Source organism: Arthrobacter sp. TRD_SC_6 (assembly GCF_055361185.1).
Window position 1 is genome coordinate 790,706 of sequence record NZ_CM143953.1, and the last position, 19,136, is coordinate 809,841.

Consider the following 19,136-nt stretch of genomic DNA (forward strand, 5'->3'; position numbering starts at 1 on the left):
TACTCATCAGCCGTACGCGTTCGCGACCAGTTCGATGACGTGCCGGTAGTCCTCCCCGGTTGCCCGGCTCATGCCCAGCTCGCACGTCCGGTTGCATGAAACGAAGGCGTCCCCGTCGAGCGCCTGCACCTGCCTAGCTTCGGGTTCGGTGGCTGACGCAGTGAGTTCGGGGTGAAGCATCCCGCGGTCGCCAGCGAAACCGCAGCAGCCCCAATCGTCGGGGACGGTGACGGTATCAGCCACTGATTCGGCGAGCGCCACCAGGTCACCCGTCACGCCCAGGTGGGTGGACGAGCAGGTGGGATGAACCACAACACGGCCCACCTTCGACGCTGGAGGCGGCAGCTCCGGCAGGACGCGCGTGCGGGTGAACGTGACGGCGTCGAGGATCTGCAGCCGTGCGAACCGGGAGGCGTTCTCCGAGGTCAGCGCGCCGGCGAGGCCGTGCAGCCCGTGGGTGCAGGAGGAGGCATCGACGACCACCGGCAGCGCGCCTTTCAGGGTGTCTTCCCAGAGCGAGGCCACCGTTTTGTTCGCGATGTGCCGGTAGCCGTCGGTGAGGCCCTTGGATTGCCACGGTGTTCCGCAGCACAGCGACCCGGCGTCCTTGGCGAGGCGGAGCGGAGCGCCCGCCAGGGCTGCCAGCTTCAGCATTGCCGGCACGACGCCGGTGCCACCGTCCGAGTCCGGCGTCTCACCGAAAATCCCGGAGATACACGAGGGGAACAGGATTCCCGCCGGTTGAGCACCGGGTTGGGCGCCCAGTTGAGGACCGGGTTGGGCGCCCGCGAGCGCCTGCAATTTCGTCCCGGGCCCCGGAAGGTCAGCGCCCGCCAAGGGTACGACGTCGTCGCCCAGCAGCGCGCGGCCTGCCCGGGAGGCTCCGGTGACCAGTGGTGTAGGCAGCGCTGCCGCGATCCCCAACCCGGCTCTTGCCACGGCCCCGACACCACCCCAGTGCTTCGCCGCGGCTTTCCCCACCTTTTGGCCGAGAGCGGGCATCTGCTCCGAGCGGAGCCGCTTCATGAGGGATCCGGTGTCGATGTTCACCGGGCAGGACACCGCGCACAGGCCGTCGGCGGCGCAGGTGTCGATGGCTTCGTACTCGTAATCCCGTTCCAATTCGGCCCTGAGCTCCGGCGGCGCTACCGCCATCTCGCGGCGCAGGACAATCCGCTGGCGGGGGGTCGTCGTCAGGTTCCGGCTGGGGCACACGGTTTCGCAGTAGCCGCACTCGACGCAGCGGTCCACCTCGGCGTCGATGGTGGGTGCGGACTTGAGGTTTTGCATGTGTCCGCGGGGATCCTCGTCCAGCAACACACCCGGGTTGAGCACTCCGGAGGGGTCGAAGAGTTGCTTGATTTCCCGCATCACTTCGTAGAGTCCGTCGCCGAACTGACGCCGGACGTAGGGCGCCATGATGCGGCCGGTTCCATGCTCGGCCTTGAGCGATCCGCCGTGCGCGAGGACCAGGTCAACTAGGTCCTCGGTGAACCGCTCGTACTTGTCGAGCTCCGCTGGATCGTCCAGTCTCGGTGTGATCATGAAGTGTAGGTTGGCGTCCTTGGCATGGCCGAAAATCACCGCCTCAGAGTACCCGTAGCGCTCCAGCAGGGCGACCAGTTCGCTCACCGTGGCGGTGAGCTCGGGCATGGGAACCACGATGTCCTCAAGCAACGCTGTGGTTCCGGACGCCCTCGCGCCGGCAACGGCGGTGTAGAGGCCTTTCCTGATGACCCAAAGCCGGGCGCGCTGCGCCGCGTCGGTGGTCAGCTCAACCGGAGCTGCAAGCGGCAGCTGGGAGAGGAGTTCGACGCCGGCACTCGTCAGCTCGGCGAGCTCAGCCTCGTCCGCTGCCCGGTACTCGATCAGCAGCGCTGTGTGATCAGCAACCTCGAGGTTCCGCAGCACTGCGTCGGCCTCCGGGAGCTGTTGGGCGACGCGAAGCGCGGCAGCGTCAAGGAGTTCAAGCGTGCGTGCACCCGAGTCGATGAGGGCTGGAAGGGCGTCGGTGGCGTCCACGATTCCGGGGAACACGGCCAGGCAGGAGGCCGCTAGGGGCTGGACCTCGACCGTCCGCATGACCACCTCGGGGACAAACCCGAGGGTCCCTTCGCTCCCTACGAGCAGGTGGGTCAGGATGTCCAGAGGCGTGCTGAAGTCAGTGAACGCGTTGAGCGAGTAACCCATAGTGTTCTTCATCGAGAACTGCCGGTCCACCTCCGCGGCGAAGGCGGGGTTCCCGGTGATCCGGCGCTGAAGGCGCTGTAGACCCTCGTAAAGCGTCGGTTCACGCTCGGCCAGGAGGGCGTCGGCGCCGTCGTCCGCTGTGTCGATCACTGTGCCGGAGGGCAGCACCACGGTCATCGACTCGATGGTTCGGTAGGAATTGGTGGTGGTCCCGCACGCCATACCGCTCGAGTTGTTGGCGACCACACCGCCCAGGGTGCAGGCGATCTCACTGGCGGGGTCCGGGCCCAGCGCCCGGGAGTACCGGGCAAGCCTGGTGTTGATCTGGCGGATCGTTGCGCCGCACCCTGCACGGACGCTTCGCCCGCCGTCGAGCACTTCAATGCCCTTGAAGTGCCGACGGATGTCCATGAGCAGTCCACCACCCGAGGCCTGCCCCGACAGGCTGGTTCCCCCGCTCCTGAAGGTCACCGGAACGCCGGCCTGCGCGGCAACGGGCAGCAGCGCCGCCACTTCCTGGGCTGATTCCGGCGTGAGGACCGCCTGCGGAACCAGCAGGTAGTGCGAGCCGTCGTGTGCCATGGCCAGGCGGTCGATACTGCGCGTCCGCACACCGTCCGTGCAGATGGACTGCAACCGGCCCAGTAGTTCGTGGTCCAGTGCGGGCCGATCCGCTGGGGTCTCAAGTGACATGCCGTCCTATCGTGTGCTGGTTTGGTGCGCCTGGAGCGCGCCGCGGACCTGGCCCCGTGCGGTGTCCAGCAGGGCAACGGCTTCGTCGGCGCCGCAGCCGGTTTCGAGCATCACAATGGCCGTTTTCGCGTGTCCGCCTGAGGCTTCGAGTGCCCGCACGATGTCCGTGTTGTCCGCTCCGGTTGCCTCTCCGACAATCCGCTGGGCGCGGTCCACCAGCTTGGCGTTGGTCGGCTGTAGGTCCACCATGAGGTTTCCGTAGGCTTTGCCCGTGCGCACCATCGTGGCGGTTGAGAGCATGTTGCAGACCATCTTCTGGGCCGTTCCAGCCTTGAGCCGGGTGGAACCGGTCAGCACTTCGGGCCCGGTGTGAACCTCGACGGCGATCTCCGCATGCCGGCTGATTTCCGCGTTCCGGTTGCAGGCGACCGAGACAGTGCCGGCGCCAACCGACCGGGCATAGTCCAGCGCACCGACGACGTACGGCGTCCGTCCGCTGGCGGCAAGCCCGACGACGACGTCCCGCTCCCCGAGCCCGAGGTCCACCAGATCCTGGCGTCCAATTTCCACGCTGTCCTCGGCACCCTCAACCGCCTTGGTGAACGCGGCGTCACCGCCGGCAATCACCCCGACGACCTCCTCGGGTGCGATTCCGAACGTCGGCGGGCATTCGACTGCATCAAGCACGCCGAGGCGACCGCTGGTCCCCGCACCCACATAGATCAGGCGGCCACCTTGCTGCCTGGAGGTGATGATGCGCTCGACTGCGCTGGTGATCTGCGGGAGCGCCTCGCGCACGGCCTCGGCTACGGTTGCGTCCTCGCGGTTCATGGCCGCGACGATCTCGGCTGCGGACATGGTGTCCAGCTGCGCCGTTGCCGGGTTGCGGGATTCTGTGCCGAGCGTTCTGAGGTCAGTCATGGGGTTCCTTTCTGGTGAGTCGTCCACGTTGTGACTTGATGACATCGTGTGTCTTCCTGAGCGCCTCACGTGCGGAACTTGTGCGTTGGGCGATGGCCACGAAAAGGCAGTCAACCAGGAGCAGCTGACTGGTGCGGCTGGCCATTGCCGCAGATCTGAATCCCATCTCACGCCCGGCGGTCAGGAGGGTGTGCTCAGCCACCTGCGCGAGAACTGAACCCTTGGCGCCGGTCACGGCTACCGCCGTCGCACCCCCTTCCTGGGCACGCCGCAGCGGGAGAAGGGCTCCCGGCGTGGCGCCCGAGTGTGAGATGGCAAGCCCGACGTCGCCCGGCCCCAGCAGCGAGGCACTCACCAGCCCCGCTTCCTGTTCGGTATGGGCGATGCAGTAAAGACCGATGCGGCGAAGCTTCTGGGACAGGTCCAGCGCGACCAGGCCCGACGCCCCAATACCGTAGATGTCCAACCGGCGGGCGTTCACCATCGCTTCGACGACAGCCTCAAGGCTTGAGCTGTCGGCCAGTTCCGCTGTCGCGCGGATGGCGTCTCGTTCGAAGGCAGCGAGCTTCAACAGGACGATCGCCGGACTGTCGCTGGCTTCGACGTCGGCAGCCAGGGAAGGTTCTTGCCCGGCGGCGACCTCGTGTGCGGCGGAGGCAAGGCGGAGCTGTTGATAGCCGGGGTATCCCAGGCTACGGGCGGTCCGGACAACGGTGGCCGTGCTGGTTCCAGCCTCGGTGGCCAGTTCCTCGATGGAGCGTTGCGCAGTGGTTTGCGGGTCACCTGCGATGAACTCGGCCACCTTCCTCTCCATCGGGGAGAGGGTAGGCAGCAGGGTATGGATCCTTGCCATGATTCCGGCGTTGGACGGCAACGACGACGTCGGGATGGTCACTGCCGCACCTCCGCCCCTGCGAGACGCAGGGCAACCGGCGAAGTGTCAGATTGGACGGCCGTCTGAAATTTACGTGATGTACTCACTGGTGCGTCCTCCTAATTGACTGACGGCCGGGTATCCGCTATGAATATTAGTTTCAGGAATACCGGTCCATTTGTCAACAAGTTTCATGGTGGTCGCACCGGTAACGGGTTACGGGCGCCGTGGTGCCGCTTTTTCTTGCGAAGGGCCAGCCCTGGGGATAGACCACTACCGTGCCCGCTGCACCCGCCCCTCGTCCCACACCGGCGTCTCCGATTCGTAGACCTTGCCGTCCTCACCGAACACCAGAAACCGGTCAAAACTCCGGGCGAACCAACGGTCGTGGGTCACCGCGAGCACGGTTCCCTCGAAGCCGTCGATCGCGCGTTCAAGTGCTTCGGCAGAGTGCAGGTCGAGGTTGTCGGTTGGCTCGTCCAACAGGAGCAGGGTGGCGCCGGAAAGTTCGAGCAGCAGGATCTGCAGGCGCGCCTGCTGCCCACCGGACAGCGAGTCATACAGCTGTTCCGACTGCCCGGCCAGGCCATAACGGTCAAGCACTCCCGACGCCGCTTCCCTCCCCAGCCCGGAACGGTGGTCATCGCCGCGATGCAGGATGTCCAGCAGCGTGCGGCCCAGCAGGTCCGGCCGCACGTGTGTCTGCGCGAAGAAGCCGGGGCGGATGCGCGCACCCAACTTCACGACGCCGTCGTGCGGCACGGGCGCGATGCTCACCTCGGATACCGGCTCGTGCTCCTTCTCAGGATCGGTGCCTCCCGCTGCGAGCAGCCTGAGGAAGTGGGATTTCCCTGAACCGTTCGAGCCCAGCACGCCCACGCGGTCACCGAACCAGATCTCAGCGCTGAACGGCTTCATCAACCCGGTGAGTTCGAGCTTCTGCGCGACAACAGCACGCTTGGCCGTGCGCCCACCCTTGAGCCGCATGTGCACGTTCTGCTCGATCGGAATGGCTTCGGGCGGCCCAGCTTCAAGGAATTTAGCGAGGCGGGTCTGCGCAGCGTGGTACCGGTTGGCCATGTCCGAGCGGAACGCGGCCTTGTTCTTGTACATGTTCACGAGTTCTTTGAGCTTGATGTGCTCCTCGTCCCAGCGCCGACGCAGTTCCTCGAAGCGCGCGTTGCGGTCGGTGCGCGCCTGCAGGTAGGTGCTGAACCCGCCGCCGTGCACCCAGCTCGAAGCACCGAGCGCTCCCGGTTCCAGCGTCACTATGCGCGTGGCAGCGTTGTCGAGCAGTTCCCTGTCGTGGCTGACGAACAGCACGGACTTGCTGGACTCGTTGAGCTTCGCTTCGAGCCAGCGCTTCCCGGGAACGTCGAGGTAGTTGTCCGGTTCGTCTAGGAGGAGGAGTTCATCCGGGCCCGAGAACAAAGCCTCGAGCACCAACCGCTTCTGCTCGCCTCCGGATAACGACGACGCCGCGCGGTACTGCGCGCGGTCAAAGGGCATCCCGAGTGCGGCCATGGTGACCTCGTCCCAGGTGGTCTCGAGCTCATAGCCTCCGGCGTCCCCCCAGTCGGCAATTGCTTGGGCGTAGCGCATCTGGGTGGGCTCGTCGTCGTGCTCCATCATGGCGAGTTCCGCCGTGTCGATGCGCTTCGCTGCCGCTGCGAGCGCTGGCGGCGCAACCGAGATCAGGAGGTCGCGGACCGTGGTGTCATCCCGGACCTGGCCCACGAACTGGCGCATGATCCCCATGCTCCCGGACCGGGTGATGGCGCCTTCGTCTGCGGTGATGTCGCCGGAGACGATCCTCAGGAGCGTGGTCTTTCCGGTTCCGTTCGGGCCGATAAGGGCAGTCTTGTGCCCTTCACCCACCTTGAATGTCACCCCGTTCAGCAGCTGGCGGCCGTCGGAGAGGAAGTAGTCAATGTTGGAAACGTCAAGGTGTGCCACGCTTCCAGTGTTCCACCCCCATCGAGTCAGCAGAAATAACGGGTTCCGCGAGAATTCGTGGTCATTACTGCTGACTGGATGGAAGGATGGACGCGTGATCCCAGACCGGCCCCAACGAGTTGTATTCTTCGGCGTCACGGGCTCCGGCAAGTCGACGGCGGCAAAACGGTACGCAGCCGCTACCGGGATTCCTTTGGTCGACGTGGACACGGACATCGGCTGGCTACCCGGTTGGGTTGAGCGCGACCTGTGCGACCAGCGTCGCATCGTCGACGAACTGGCCACCCGCCAACAGTGGGTTTTCGACAGCTTCTACAGCAAGTGGGCCGACCGTCTCCTCCCACGTGCAGATGCCATCGTGGCACTCGACTACCCCCGTTGGATTTCACTTTCGCGCCTGGTACGCAGGACCGTTCGACGCGCGCTTCTCCGCGAGCGGGTGTGCAACGGGAACACGGAAGGTTTCTGGAGGGTATTCACCGGCGACTCGATCATCCGGTGGCATTTCACATCCTTCCAAAGCAAGAAGACACGGATCCGCGCTTATCAGGACGCAGGGCTGCCCGTGCTGCGTTTCACCCGGCCCGGGCAGTTGGAGCAGTGGCTACGGACCCACGGGTCCTGATTCCCGCACGACCAGCTGTCGATATCGATCAATAACGTCAATCGCGCGACATGTTCTGGTGAACACGTAGATTTCGATCGAAATGGCAGCGAGGAATGACAGCGAGGAGCTTAGGCACTCCGTGACCGTCCTGCAGGTGTTGCTTGTTGTGCTGATTCTTCTCACCTGCGCAGCGTCGACGTCCACGCCTCAGCACTCATTGGGTTTTCCCAATCAGTATGCTAGGGTCGCCTCATGGACACTGCGGGTAGGCCGGTCTTCGGCCTCGACAACGGAAGCGAACGGTATCTGAAACCGTTTGCCGCTTCTGTGCGTCCACAACCATTTTTCGGCGAGTTACTCAGCCCCAAGTTGCGCAGCAAGCGCAGAGGCAGTGAGCACCTCAGCCGGCTCCCGGGCAAACGACAGCGCTGAGCTCCGCTCCCCCTTCGCACGCTTAGCCACGCAGGAAAGCGGCGGCACAACCGCGCGCAAACCCACGCAGAAGCGGCTACCTCGCTTCACCGGCCTCGACGGTCACCCTTCCCAACACACGCATAACGCACAACCATTGGATCAATCATGGAAAAGGTCAGCTCCACCTACATAAACTTCGCCAGCATTCTTGATGAGAAGACCCGCGAACAGAACCTCAAGACGGCGTCGATGCCGTTCATCTTCCCGCACCTGGCGAGCATGCCGGATGCGCACCTTGGCAAGGGTGCTGCGGTCGGTTCGGTCATCCCTACGGTCGGGGCGATCATCCCCGCGGCCGTAGGCGTTGACATCGGCTGCGGCATGATCGCGGTGCGGACGCAGTTCTCGGCCGGCGACCTTGAAGGTCTGGACCGTAAGGTGCTGCGCCAGTCAATTGAGCGGTCCATCCCGCTCTCTGCTGGCCATAGCAACCGGAAGATCGTCGCGACGGCCGAGCCCCGGGTTGAGCAGCTGCTGCGTGAGGCGGAGCAGGCCGGCTTCGACCCGGCGTCGTACACCGGACAGTGGGCGCACCAGCTTGGCACGCTCGGGTCCGGCAACCACTTCATCGAGGTCAGCCTGGACGAGGACGACGGCGTGTGGCTCTTTCTCCACAGCGGCTCGCGCGGCGTGGGGAACAAGATCGCGCAGCGGCACATCAGGGTCGCTCTCGAGCAGTGCCGCAAGCGTTACATCAACCTGCCCGACGACGACCTCGCCTACCTGGTGCAGGGCGACGACGAGTTCTGGCACTACATCCGCGAACTGCGGTGGGCGCAGAACTTCGCGCTGCTCAACCGTGAGGAGATGATGGACCGGGTTATCAAGGACCTGACCCACTGGACGGGCACGGAGGTGCAGGAGCAGGAGCGCATCAACTGCCACCACAACTACACGGCCCAGGAAAAGCACTACGGCAAGACGGTGTGGCTCAGCAGGAAGGGCGCGATCGACGCGTCCCCCGGTCGGCCGGGCCTGATTCCGGGGTCCATGGGAACGGCGTCATACGTGGTTGAGGGGCTGGGTTTCCCGCCGTCGCTGAACTCTGCGCCGCACGGAGCCGGGCGTGAGTACAGCCGGACCGCGGCCCGCAAGGCCTTCACCCACGAGCAGCTGCGGAATGCGATGCACGGCATCGAGTACCGCGACACGGATGCCTTCATCGACGAGATCCCCTCGGCGTACAAGGACATCGATGTGGTCATGGAGGACGCCCGGAACCTCGTCAAGATCAGGCATACCCTGCGCCAGATCGTCAACGTGAAGGGCGACTGAGCTGCGCTAACAGGTAAACAGGATCACGACGACGACGGGTCCCGGCGGGCCCGTCGTCGTCGTGCTTTCCGTTCGCAGAGTCCACCCCGGCGTCGCGCACAGCTTGAGGCGTAGGCTTCCCTCATGCCTCACATACTCGTCATTGGAGCGACCGGCCTCGCCGGCCGCGAAGTAGTCAGCGAGTGCGTCCGCCGGGGGTTGCGAGTGCGCGGCCTCAGCCGTCATCCCGGTGCGTCCAAGGCCCGGCACGACGGCGTCGAGTACGTTGCCGGGGACGCCTCGACCGGCGCGGGGTTGGCGGAAGCGATGACCGGCGTCGACGTCGTCATCGACGCTATAGACGGCAAGTTCGGGAAAGCGCAGAAGCAGTTGCCCGATACCGCGCGGCAGATTACCCGTGCCGCTCTCGCTGCAAGTGTGCCGCGCGCCGTCGTGCTTTCAATCGTGAACGTGGACCAGGTTGAATTCGGCTACTACCAGGCGAAGACAGCACAGGAACAGGTCTACAGGAAGTCCGAAGTGGAGGCGGTTGTAGTCCGGGCGACACAGTTCCACGACCTCGTCACCGGGATCTTCGACGGCGGCCGAAGAATTGGTGTCATACCCGTTTTAGCCGGTGCCGGTTTCCAGACCATCGCCACCGCGGATGCCGCGAAAGCACTCGTCAAAGCGGCTCTGACAGACCAACCCGTGGACACAACGGTGGGCGGGCCGGAACAACTCGACATGGCCGTCATGGCACGCATCTACCGCCAGGTCACGGGCGCGAGGGGGATCACGATTCCCCTGCCGGCACCGGGTGCGCTCGGACGGTATTGGCGCAGCGGTCAGAACCTTGCGCCGGACGGCGTCACGCAGGGGACCACGTATGCGCAGTGGCTTGAGGACCGGGAGCGAGCTCGTCTTTAATGGCGTTCCAGCGCCCAGAGCCCGCCGTCGTCGTGCACGGGTGGATCAGGCGGACCCGGGTGCTGACCGCGCCGCATTCCCGCCCCCAACCCTCACCGCAAGGACCGGTGAGCCGCGCCTGTACTTAGATGACGCTCACACCTAGCCGCTCGACGTCGTTGAAGCTGTACACGTGGAGCCCGGCGAATACGCCAGCGTGCTCGACGGACCTGGTGAGCTTGCTGGGATCGTAGGACGACGGCGCGAGCACGTTACGCAACAGCGATCCGCTGCGCTGCGCAAACTTCAGTGACGGCCCGACGCCGATGCGTCCGGCAAGGGAAATTAGCCGCGTCCGGCGGACCCGCCCAGGCACGCCGGCCCACACGGGCAAGGTGACGCCGTCAGCCCTCAGGCGGTTGACGTACTCCCCCAGCAACGGTCCGGAGAAGCACATCTGCGTTACCGCCCAGCCCGCCAGTTCCTGTTTCTTCAGGAGCAGTTCGGTGAGCTCGGGCTCAGGAACCGTGGGGTGGCCTTCGGGGTAGGCGGCCACCCCCAGTTCGAAACCGCCGATACCGGCCAGTTCCTCCAGCAGCGGCATGCTCCAGGCATAGGGCCCCGCGGGATCCCGCGCATCTCCGGCGATGACGAAGATGTCATGCACGCCGGCGCCGGCAAGGCGCCCCGTGAATTCCTGGAGTTGGGCCCGGGACTCGATCGACCGCGCGGCGAGGTGCGGCACAGCACGATACCCGAGGGCAGCAAGCTCAACCGCCAACTCAACCGTCTTGGCTGGACCGTGGTGCGGCAGGCAAGTAACGGTAACCGTTGACCCTGCCGGGACGCACCGTTGCAGCCGGGAGACAATGTCCCCGCCGGGGATGATTTCGACACGTACGGGCAGGTTAGTGGAAGCCCTCACTCAACATTCCACAACGTTGAGCGCCAGCCCGCCGCGGGCGGTCTCCTTGTACTTGTCCATCATGTCGGCGCCGGTTTCGCGCATCGTCTTGATGGCAGCGTCAAGGGAGACAAAGTGTTGTCCATCACCGCGGACAGCCATGCGGGCTGCAGTGATTGCCTTCATCGCGCCGACGGCGTTCCGTTCGATGCACGGGATCTGCACCAGCCCCCCGACGGGGTCGCAGGTCAGCCCGAGGTTGTGTTCAATCCCGATCTCGGCTGCGTTCTCCACCTGCTCCGGAGTTCCGCCGAGCACCTCGGCCAGGCCGCCGGCGGCCATGGCACACGCGGAACCAACTTCACCCTGGCAACCGACTTCCGCTCCCGAGATAGAGGCGTTCTTCTTGAACAGTGCCCCCACCGCGGTGGCGGCGAGCAGGAAGCGGATGACGCCGTCGTCGTCGGCTCCTGGAACGAAGTCCGTGTAGTACTTGAGGACGGCGGGGATGATCCCTGCCGCACCGTTGGTGGGAGCCGTCACGACCCGCCCGCCGGCCGCGTTTTCCTCGTTCACCGCAAGAGCGAACAGAGTGACCCATTCCATGGTGCTCAGGTGGTCGTTGGGGTCCGATTCCTTAAGCAGCAGCTCTAGCTGGCGTGCTGCGCGGCGGCGGACGTTGAGGCCGCCCGGGAGCACCCCGCTGTTGTTGGAGCCGCGCTTGATGGTGTCCTGCATGACCTCCCAGATCTCGAGAAGACCGTTGCGGACTTCATCCTCTGAACGGAATACAAGTTCATTCGCCATGACAATCTCGGAGAAGGACTTCCCTGTTGCCTTCGCGATGCCCAGCAACTGCTCGCCGGAATCGAACGGATACGGCACGGCCAGCGGTGCGGAGCTGGAGAGATCCGCGCCGATCTGGTCCTCGTCCAGGACAAAGCCACCACCCACGGAGTAGTACTCGCGGGAGAAAATGATTATGCCATCTTCGGAATATGCCGCAAAGCGCATGCCATTGGTGTGGTAGTCCAATCGCTGGCGGCGGTGCAGGATGAGGTCAGACTCCACATCGAACGGAATCTCGTGTGAACCTGCCAGTCGGAGCACCTTCGTTGCCGAGATCTCCTCCACACGGGGTTCTGCCCGTTCCGGGTTGGTGAGGTGGGGTTGCTCGCCCTCCAGTCCCAGAATGACGGCTTTCACTGTGCCATGACCGTGCCCGGTGACCCCCAGGGAACCGAAGAGCTCAGCCTTGACCCGCCGGGTCTGGTTCAGAAGCGCCTGGTCCCGCAGGATCTGCGTGAAGAGGAAGGCAGCCGTCATTGGCCCACCGGTGTGCGAGCTTGATGGGCCGATCCCGATCTTGAACAGGTCGAAGGCGCTGATGGTCATGAACGGCCCAGGCGCTTGTAGAACGGGGTCTCGACGACGGTGAAGCCCTCGGGACGTCCGCGCAGGTCAACCTGAAGCTCGGTACCGGGTTCGGCGAGCGCCGCCTCAACATAGGCGAGCGCTACCGGGTAACCGAGGGTGGGGCTGGGAAGCCCGGAGGTCACCGTGCCCACCGTGCGGCCGTCGACGACGACGTCGTACCCGGCACGTGCCGAGCGGCGGCCGGTGCCGCGCAGGCCGACGAGCTTGCGGTCGGTCGGTTCCCCCTTGAGCGGTTCGAGAACGCTGCGGCCGACGAAGTTGTCGGTCTTCTTCAGGCTGACGACGCCGCCCAGCCCGGCTTCGAACGGGTTGGTGTCCAGTCCCAGCTCGTGGCCGTAGAGCGGCATGCCCGCTTCGAGGCGGAGGGAGTCGCGGGAAGCGAGTCCGCAGGGTGCCAGCCCGTGGTCCGCACCGGCCTCGGCGACGGCTTTCCAGAGCTGTTCGGCCTGGCTGTTGTCGATGAACAGTTCGAAGCCGTCCTCGCCGGTGTACCCGGTGCGGGCCAGCAGGACTGACAAACCGGCGAGCTCAACCTGCACAGCGGCGTAGTACTTGAGTGATGTGATGGCGTCCTGATGACCGGCGGCAGCAATGCCGAGCAGGATCGCCTCGGCGTTGGGGCCCTGGACGGCGATCAGCGACGTCTGTTCGGACTGGTCCTCCACAGCCACATCAAAGCTTGCGGACCGCTTCACCAACTCGGCTGCGACGGTGTCCGAGTTGGAGGCATTCGGTACCACCAGGAACCGGTCCTCAGCGAGCCGGTAGGTGATGAGGTCATCGATCACGCCGCCGTCCTCGTTGCAGATCAGTGAGTACTTGGCCTTCCCGACCGCGATGACCGCGAGGTTGCTGACCAGCGCGTAGTTGAGGAATTCAGCCGCCTGCGGTCCGCTGACCATCACCTCACCCATGTGGGAGAGGTCGAAGAGCCCGGCGGTCTTGCGCACCGTGTGGTGCTCGTCGAGTTCGCTGCGGTATTTGAGGGGCATCTGCCAGCCACCGAAGTCGGTGAAGGCCGCGCCGAGTTCCTGATGCTGGGCGTAAAGCGCTGTCTGCTTCATGGGAATCCTTAGTCTTCGAAGTCTTCGATTGGTGGGCACGAGCACACAAGGTTCCGGTCACCATGTGCGCCGTCAATGCGCCGGACTGGCGGGAAGTACTTGTCGTGGCGGAGTGTCCGCAACGGGAAGGCTGCCAGCTCACGTGGGTAGGCCTGCGCCCAGTCGTCACTGATAACCGATTGCGCCGTGTGCGGCGCCTGGCGAAGCGGGCTCTCCTCGAGGCTCCACTCGCCCGCTTCGACCTGGTCAATCTCGCCCTTGATGGCGACCATCGCGTCGACGAAGCGGTCCAGCTCGGCCAGGTCTTCGGATTCGGTCGGTTCGACCATCAGCGTGCCGGCCACCGGGAAGCTGAGCGTCGGAGCGTGGAAGCCGTAGTCGATCAGCCGCTTGGCAACGTCCTCTGCCGTGACACCGGTTTTCGCGGTCAGTGCGCGGAGGTCGAGGATGCATTCGTGGGCAACCAGACCGTTCTCGCCTGAGTAGAGAACCGGGAAGTGCTCGTTCAGCCGGGCCGCTACGTAATTGGCGGCAAGCAGTGCGGACTTGGTCGCAGCGGTCAGCCCTTCTCCGCCCATGAGCGCAACGTACGCCCAGGAGATCGGGAGTACTCCGGCGGATCCGTAGCGTGAAGCGGAGATCGGGGCGCCGGCCTGATTGGCGTCACCGTTGTTGGCGTCCCCTGGGAGGAACGGAACGAGGTGCTCTGCTACCGCAACGGGCCCGACGCCGGGGCCGCCGCCGCCGTGCGGGATGCAGAAAGTCTTGTGGAGGTTCAGGTGGGAAACGTCGCCGCCGAACTCTCCCGGCTTGGCCAGCCCGACCAGCGCGTTGAGGTTGGCGCCGTCGATGTAAACCTGCCCGCCGGCGTCGTGCACCTGGTCGCAGACCCAGCGGACGTCCTCTTCGAACACGCCGTGGGTAGAGGGGTAGGTGATCATGATCGCGGAGAGCGCGTCCCGGTTGGCTTCGATCTTGGCCTTGAGGTCATCGTGATCGATGTTGCCGTTCCCGGCGGTCTTCACCACGACTACCTTCATGCCCGCCAGAACCGCTGACGCAGCGTTGGTGCCATGCGCCGAGGAAGGGATGAGGCACACGTTGCGCGCCTCGTCACCGCGGGAGAGGTGGTAGTTGCGGATCGCCAGCAGGCCGGCAAGCTCACCCTGCGAACCGGCGTTCGGCTGGATGGAAACGCCCGCATAGCCCGTGATCTCGGCCAGGCGCGCTTCGAGGTCCTCGATCAGCTGCCGCCAGCCCTCGGTCTGGTTCTTGGGAGCGAACGGGTGGATGGTGGCGAACTCCGGCCAGGAGATCGGCTCCATTTCCACGGTGGCGTTGAGCTTCATGGTGCAGGAACCCAGCGGAATCATGGTCCGGTCCAGCGCCAGGTCGCGGTCCGAAAGACGACGCAGATAGCGCAGCATCTGCGTTTCGGAGCGGTGGATGGCGAACACCGGGTGCGTCATGTACGACGACGTCCGCTGCAGTTCCGCGGGGATCGCCCCCTCGGCTTCGGTCCCCAGTTCGACGCCGAACACCTCGGCGAGGGCCTGCAGGTGAGCGTCAGTGGTGGTCTCATCACAGGAAATGCCAACGAGACCCTCGCCGGCGGCGCGCAGGTTGATGCCACGCTCCTCTGCCTTCGCGATGACCTCGGCAGCGTTGTCCGTCACTACCAACAGGGTGTCGAAGAACTCCCGGTGCACAACGCCGGGAAGCACCTTGGCCAGCTTCACAGCGTTAAGGTGTACCCGCTCGGCGATCGCCTTCAGCCCGTCGGGGCCGTGGTAAACGCCGTACATGCTTGCAACGATGGCGAGCAGCGCCTGTGCGGTGCAGATGTTGGAGGTCGCCTTCTCGCGGCGGATGTGCTGTTCGCGGGTCTGCAGCGCCAGACGGTAGGCAGGGGCGTTGTCGGAATCCTTGGACACACCGACCAATCGGCCGGGCAGCATGCGCTCGAGACCCTTGCGCACTGCCATGAAAGCGGCGTGCGGGCCGCCGAAGAACAGCGGGACGCCGAAGCGCTGTGCGGAGCCGACGGCGATGTCCGCCCCCTGCTCGCCGGGAGGCGTTATCAGCGTGAGCGCGAGGAGGTCAGCGGCAACCGTGACCAGCGCGCCGCCGTCGTGCGCTGCAGTAATGACGTCGGCGTGGTTGCGGAGGGCGCCGGACGTGCCGGGCTGCTGGAGCACGACGCCGTTGATGTCGCCGTCGGGCAGGCCCTTGGAGAGGTCAGCGATTTCGACCTCGAAGCCGAGCGCTTCGGCACGGCCCTGCACGACGGCGATCGTCTGCGGCAGGCAGTCGGCGTCGAGGACCGTGCGGCCCTTGTTCTTTCCGGAACGGCGCATGAGGAGGACGGCTTCGGCCACGGCGGAGGCTTCGTCAAGCAGTGAAGCGTTGGCGATGGGAAGACTGGTGAGGTCCTGGACCATGGTCTGGAAGTTGAGGAGGGCTTCGAGGCGGCCCTGGGAGATTTCCGGCTGATACGGGGTGTAAGCGGTGTACCAGCCCGGCGACTCGAGGACGTTGCGGCGGATCACGGGCGGAGTCACAGTGTCGTAATAGCCCTGGCCGATCATCTGGACCGCCGTCTTGTTCTTCGAGGCGATCTTGCGGAGTTCAGCGAGGACTTCAGACTCACTCAGCGCTGTTGGCAGGTCCAGTGCCTCGGTGGAACGGATGCTCGCGGGCACCGCCACGTCGGTGAGCTTGTCCAGGCTCGGGTAGCCCAGGACTTTGAGCATCTGCTCAGAACCGCCCAGGCGTGGGCCGATGTGGCGGTCGGAGAAGGTAGTTTCCGTGTGCGAGGTCATGAGGAACTCCGTAGATCAGGCCCGTGCGGTGCACGGGCTGCGGTCGAGTTCCTCCCCGCTCTGTATTGGACCTGAGAGATTCAGCGAATTGTGGCGTTCGCATTGCACCGTCGGTGAGCAGGGCTGTGGTGCGGCCGTGCTGCTTTCCAGAGTTGCCTTTCCGCTGCGGTGCTGGGCCTGAGAGATTCCTGGGGAGGATTTGCTCCTACGGCGCCTACCGGATGTCTTGTCAACGGCAGAACTCTCCCGCTGCGGGTCAATGGCTTTGAAGAAGTTATGAAATTGTGGGTGGATCGTGACCAAGCTTACTCGCCTGAGACTCGACACTGAAAATAGTCAGCCCGCGAGCGCCAGGTTCTCATTCAACTGGCGGACCGCCTGTACTGCGGCGGCGCGGCCGGCGCGGGTCGCTCCAAGGGTCGACGCCGAAGCACCGTACCCAACGAGCAACACTCTGCGGTCCCTCAGCACTTTTACGCCGTCCATGCGGATACCGCCGCCCGGTTCGCGCAGCTTCAACGGAGCAAGGTGGTCAAGTGCCGCCCTGAAGCCCGTGGCCCAAAGGATGGCACCGGCTGGGACAGTTGTGCCGCCGTCGAGCACTATGCCTGTGCTGGTGATGCTCTGCATCGAGCCAGCGGACCGCAGGGTCCCGGCGGCGATCCCGGCCTGGTACTGGTCCGTCAGCGGGAGGCCGGTGGTCGAAACCACGCTCGACGGCGGCAGGCCGGCCCGGGTGCGTTCGTTAACGCGGCGTTCGACGTCGCGTCCCCATTCGGCGTCGAACTCCCTCGCTGTGAACTGTGGCGGGCGGCGGGTCACCCACGTTGTGGTGGCACCGGCGTCGTTCAGTTGGAGAAGGAACTGGACGGCCGAGGTGCCTGCACCAACGACGACGACGTGCTGGCCCGCGAATTCAGCGGCGCTGACGAAATCATGGGTGTGGAGCTGGCGGCCTTCGAACACCTCCCTGCCCGGGTAATGCGGCCAGTACGGGCGGTCCCACGTGCCGGTTGCGTTGATGAGGAGTTGGGTGGTGAAAGTGCCGTCGTCGGTTTGGACCTGTAGTGGTCCCTGCTGGTCTTCCACGGTCCGAACTCTCAGCGGGCGGCGGACCTGCAGGTTGAATTCGTGCTCATAGCTGCCGTAGTAGCGTTCGACCACCTTCGACGCCGGCTCTCGCGGATCAGGGGTCCCAAGCGGCATGCCGGGGAGGTCGTGGATGTTGTGTGCGGTGCCGAAAGTCAGGGAATCCCAGCGGTGGCGCCACGCTCCGCCCGGGCCGTCATTCGAATCGAGGACGATGAAGTCCTGGCCCGGTTCCAGGCCTTGGCGCTTGAGATAGTAGGCAGCGGAAAGACCAGCTTGACCCGCGCCGATGACGATGACTTTGAACATTCGCTGCCTCCTCCCGGGTTCAACACCGCTAGGTGAACGGATGTTCCGTGGGGGTATCTCCTCAGTCTTTGAGGTCGAAGTCCAGGTCAAGGCTTTCGGCGCTGGTGAGCTCGCGCCAGGCCGAGGTGACTCCAGCTGTCGGCAGTTGGGTGGCGATGGGCATGCGGTCCGCGGCGGTCAGTTGTGCGAGGTCCAGTTCGGTGAGAAGGGCGATGTCGCGGATGGGCACCTGGAAGGTGCGGAAGGGGCCCAGCGGAGGTGCGTCGCCGTCTTCGGTTGCTCCCGGTTGTGGCACCTCGGGGAGCCTCTCCAGTTCGGGTGTCTGATCAACCACGTATCCAGTGGCGGCGAGGTCGCCGTCCTGGAGGAAGACGGCAACCTTGAAGTACCGCAGGGGGATTTCCACTCCCCGGTATACAGGGTCGAGATCGCTGAAGATTGGGCCGGTGAAGACAATCAGACGCCGGGCGTAGTCTGCGGCGTTCTCGAGCAGGTACGTCTCCAGGCCTAGCCAGAGCTCGAGGCTTTGGTTGAAGGTCGCCGCCTGTGGAGCGGCGTTGGTGTAGTGGAAGGTGTCCTCGTTGGCCTGTGAAGCTTCGGCGACGGTGTCGCCCCAGACAGCGGACGCACGCCGGACAAGGTGGCCTCGGTCAATGTCATTTTGGGCGTAGACCCGCTCACCGGTTTGCTGGTCTTCGTTCAGCCGCGGATCGAGCCGCCAGTCGATTCCGGACCGGTCCAGATCCATGAGCTTTCCGCCGTCGATTCCCAGCGCGGTGATCGCTGCCAGACGCTTGTCAGGGCGCATCAGGACCGAGAAATTTCTGTAGGCCAGCAGAATCGTGTCGACGCCGCTAAGGGTGGGCACGGGAACGGACTTGCCGAGGAACTCCTCGTCGAAACCGGTGCGGTCGGAGAGATTCTCAGCGCCGTTGGTGCGCAGTTCGGGCAGCAGCTCATTCATGCGTGGACGGTAGCAGCAGCAGGTGACAGGACGGTGAACGGCCGGGTTGGTTCTGGGGTGTTTACGGTCCGGTACGGCTGACTGTCCGCTTGGCCGTGCGGATGTCGGGCCCAACAGCGACCCTTTCGTTTCAATGCCAGGATCCGGCGGCACTAGGGTTCGACTGATTCGGCCGAAAACGCTGAAAGGCCAAGCCGAGTGGTGCTGGAGTAGGCACCTGATGGTATGTACAAGACCAACGGTGACTGGAGCTACCGCCAGGACCAACCAGGCGTCATCACTGCAACCTCACCGGCGGGGCAGACCTACACCACCCAGCCGCCGCCGTTCCAATGTTGAGGGCTGAGGCCCGTAGGTTTGAAAGCACCGCGCGGATCAATTGGAGCCAGGGTGGGCTAGATCAAGTCGCCGCGCTTCACCGGCGGAGACCCAGCGCAATTCGTCGTGCTCATCGGGGGCGGTGTTGCGCACAGCGCCCTCCCAACGCTCGATCAGAAAGACGTGCCCCTCAAGATCACCCGGATCCTCACCGCTGAAAGACCAGAAAGCCTTTGCAGGAACCACGGGATCGATGCCAAGTTCTTCGGCCAACTCCCTCCGGAGCGCCTCGCCAGGGGTCTCCCCTTCTTCAACGTGCCCCCGGGAAAGTCCCACACCCCGGGATACCAA

Annotated in this window: 14 protein-coding genes and 2 riboswitches; of the genes, 3 read left to right on the plus strand and 11 right to left on the minus strand. The window is 64.8% G+C overall.

All coding sequences use genetic code 11. From position 1 onward, the window contains the following. Positions 1 to 6: 6 nt before the first annotated feature. The 4 genes from ACWA1U_RS03885 to ACWA1U_RS03900 form a co-directional block, all read right to left on the minus strand. Positions 7 to 2,883, minus strand: a complete 2,877-nt coding sequence (locus ACWA1U_RS03885) for an FAD-binding and (Fe-S)-binding domain-containing protein (RefSeq protein ID WP_463724038.1) — start codon at positions 2,881 to 2,883, stop codon at positions 7 to 9. Positions 2,884 to 2,889: 6 nt separating this feature from the next. Continuing rightward, complete coding sequence (murQ, locus tag ACWA1U_RS03890) at positions 2,890 to 3,804, minus strand: N-acetylmuramic acid 6-phosphate etherase (RefSeq protein ID WP_463724039.1); 915 nt, start codon at positions 3,802 to 3,804, stop codon at positions 2,890 to 2,892. After that, the gene (locus ACWA1U_RS03895) at positions 3,797 to 4,699 is read right to left on the minus strand and encodes a MurR/RpiR family transcriptional regulator (protein ID WP_463724040.1); all 903 of its coding nucleotides are present in this window, start codon (positions 4,697 to 4,699) and stop codon (positions 3,797 to 3,799) included. Before ACWA1U_RS03895 ends, murQ begins: the two co-directional genes overlap by 8 nt. Positions 4,700 to 4,951: 252 nt before the next feature. After that, positions 4,952 to 6,634 carry an ABC-F family ATP-binding cassette domain-containing protein gene (locus ACWA1U_RS03900; protein WP_463724041.1) on the minus strand — a complete coding sequence of 561 codons (1,683 nt, stop codon included), beginning with the start codon at positions 6,632 to 6,634 and terminating at the stop codon, positions 4,952 to 4,954. A 94-nt stretch (positions 6,635 to 6,728) separates the two neighbouring features. Between ACWA1U_RS03900 and ACWA1U_RS03905 the strand changes: the two genes are divergently transcribed. The 3 genes from ACWA1U_RS03905 to ACWA1U_RS03915 all read left to right on the plus strand — a co-directional run bounded on the left by ACWA1U_RS03905 (position 6,729) and on the right by ACWA1U_RS03915 (position 9,899). Then, positions 6,729 to 7,259, plus strand: coding sequence for a P-loop NTPase family protein (locus ACWA1U_RS03905; RefSeq protein WP_463724042.1), 531 nt, complete (start codon positions 6,729 to 6,731; stop codon positions 7,257 to 7,259). 561 nt (positions 7,260 to 7,820) lie between these two features. Then, entirely contained in the window at positions 7,821 to 8,990 is a 1,170-nt protein-coding gene (locus ACWA1U_RS03910) for an RtcB family protein (protein ID WP_463724043.1), read from the plus strand. Positions 8,991 to 9,113: 123 nt separating this feature from the next. Then, positions 9,114 to 9,899: an SDR family oxidoreductase gene (locus tag ACWA1U_RS03915; RefSeq protein WP_463724044.1), complete on the plus strand. Its 786-nt coding sequence runs from the start codon at positions 9,114 to 9,116 to the stop codon at positions 9,897 to 9,899. Between the two features lie 124 nt (positions 9,900 to 10,023). On the opposite strand, the gene ACWA1U_RS03920 is transcribed toward ACWA1U_RS03915, so the two are convergent. The 7 genes from ACWA1U_RS03920 to ACWA1U_RS03950 form a co-directional block, all read right to left on the minus strand. Then, a complete protein-coding gene (locus ACWA1U_RS03920) occupies positions 10,024 to 10,803 on the minus strand; it encodes a methylenetetrahydrofolate reductase (RefSeq protein ID WP_463724045.1) in 780 nt (259 codons plus the stop codon). Next, complete coding sequence (locus ACWA1U_RS03925) at positions 10,804 to 12,177, minus strand: L-serine ammonia-lyase (RefSeq protein ID WP_463724046.1); 1,374 nt, start codon at positions 12,175 to 12,177, stop codon at positions 10,804 to 10,806. Next, on the minus strand, positions 12,174 to 13,283 hold the full coding sequence (gcvT, locus tag ACWA1U_RS03930; RefSeq protein ID WP_463724047.1) for a glycine cleavage system aminomethyltransferase GcvT: 1,110 nt from the start codon (positions 13,281 to 13,283) through the stop codon (positions 12,174 to 12,176). The genes ACWA1U_RS03925 and gcvT overlap by 4 nt, the downstream gene beginning before the upstream one ends. Before the next feature lie 8 nt (positions 13,284 to 13,291). Then, positions 13,292 to 16,105: an aminomethyl-transferring glycine dehydrogenase gene (gene gcvP / locus ACWA1U_RS03935; protein WP_463724048.1), complete on the minus strand. Its 2,814-nt coding sequence runs from the start codon at positions 16,103 to 16,105 to the stop codon at positions 13,292 to 13,294. A gap of 50 nt (positions 16,106 to 16,155) precedes the next feature. Beyond that, positions 16,156 to 16,260, minus strand: a riboswitch (glycine riboswitch). A 1-nt stretch (position 16,261) separates the two neighbouring features. Further along, positions 16,262 to 16,364, minus strand: a riboswitch (glycine riboswitch). Between the two features lie 77 nt (positions 16,365 to 16,441). Then, on the minus strand, positions 16,442 to 17,503 hold the full coding sequence (locus ACWA1U_RS03940; protein WP_463724049.1) for an FAD-dependent oxidoreductase: 1,062 nt from the start codon (positions 17,501 to 17,503) through the stop codon (positions 16,442 to 16,444). Positions 17,504 to 17,564: 61 nt separating this feature from the next. Next, entirely contained in the window at positions 17,565 to 18,467 is a 903-nt protein-coding gene (locus tag ACWA1U_RS03945) for a DNA/RNA non-specific endonuclease (RefSeq protein WP_463724050.1), read from the minus strand. Positions 18,468 to 18,842: 375 nt separating this feature from the next. Then, positions 18,843 to 19,121: an NUDIX domain-containing protein gene (locus ACWA1U_RS03950; protein ID WP_463724051.1), complete on the minus strand. Its 279-nt coding sequence runs from the start codon at positions 19,119 to 19,121 to the stop codon at positions 18,843 to 18,845. Positions 19,122 to 19,136: the final 15 nt, after the last annotated feature.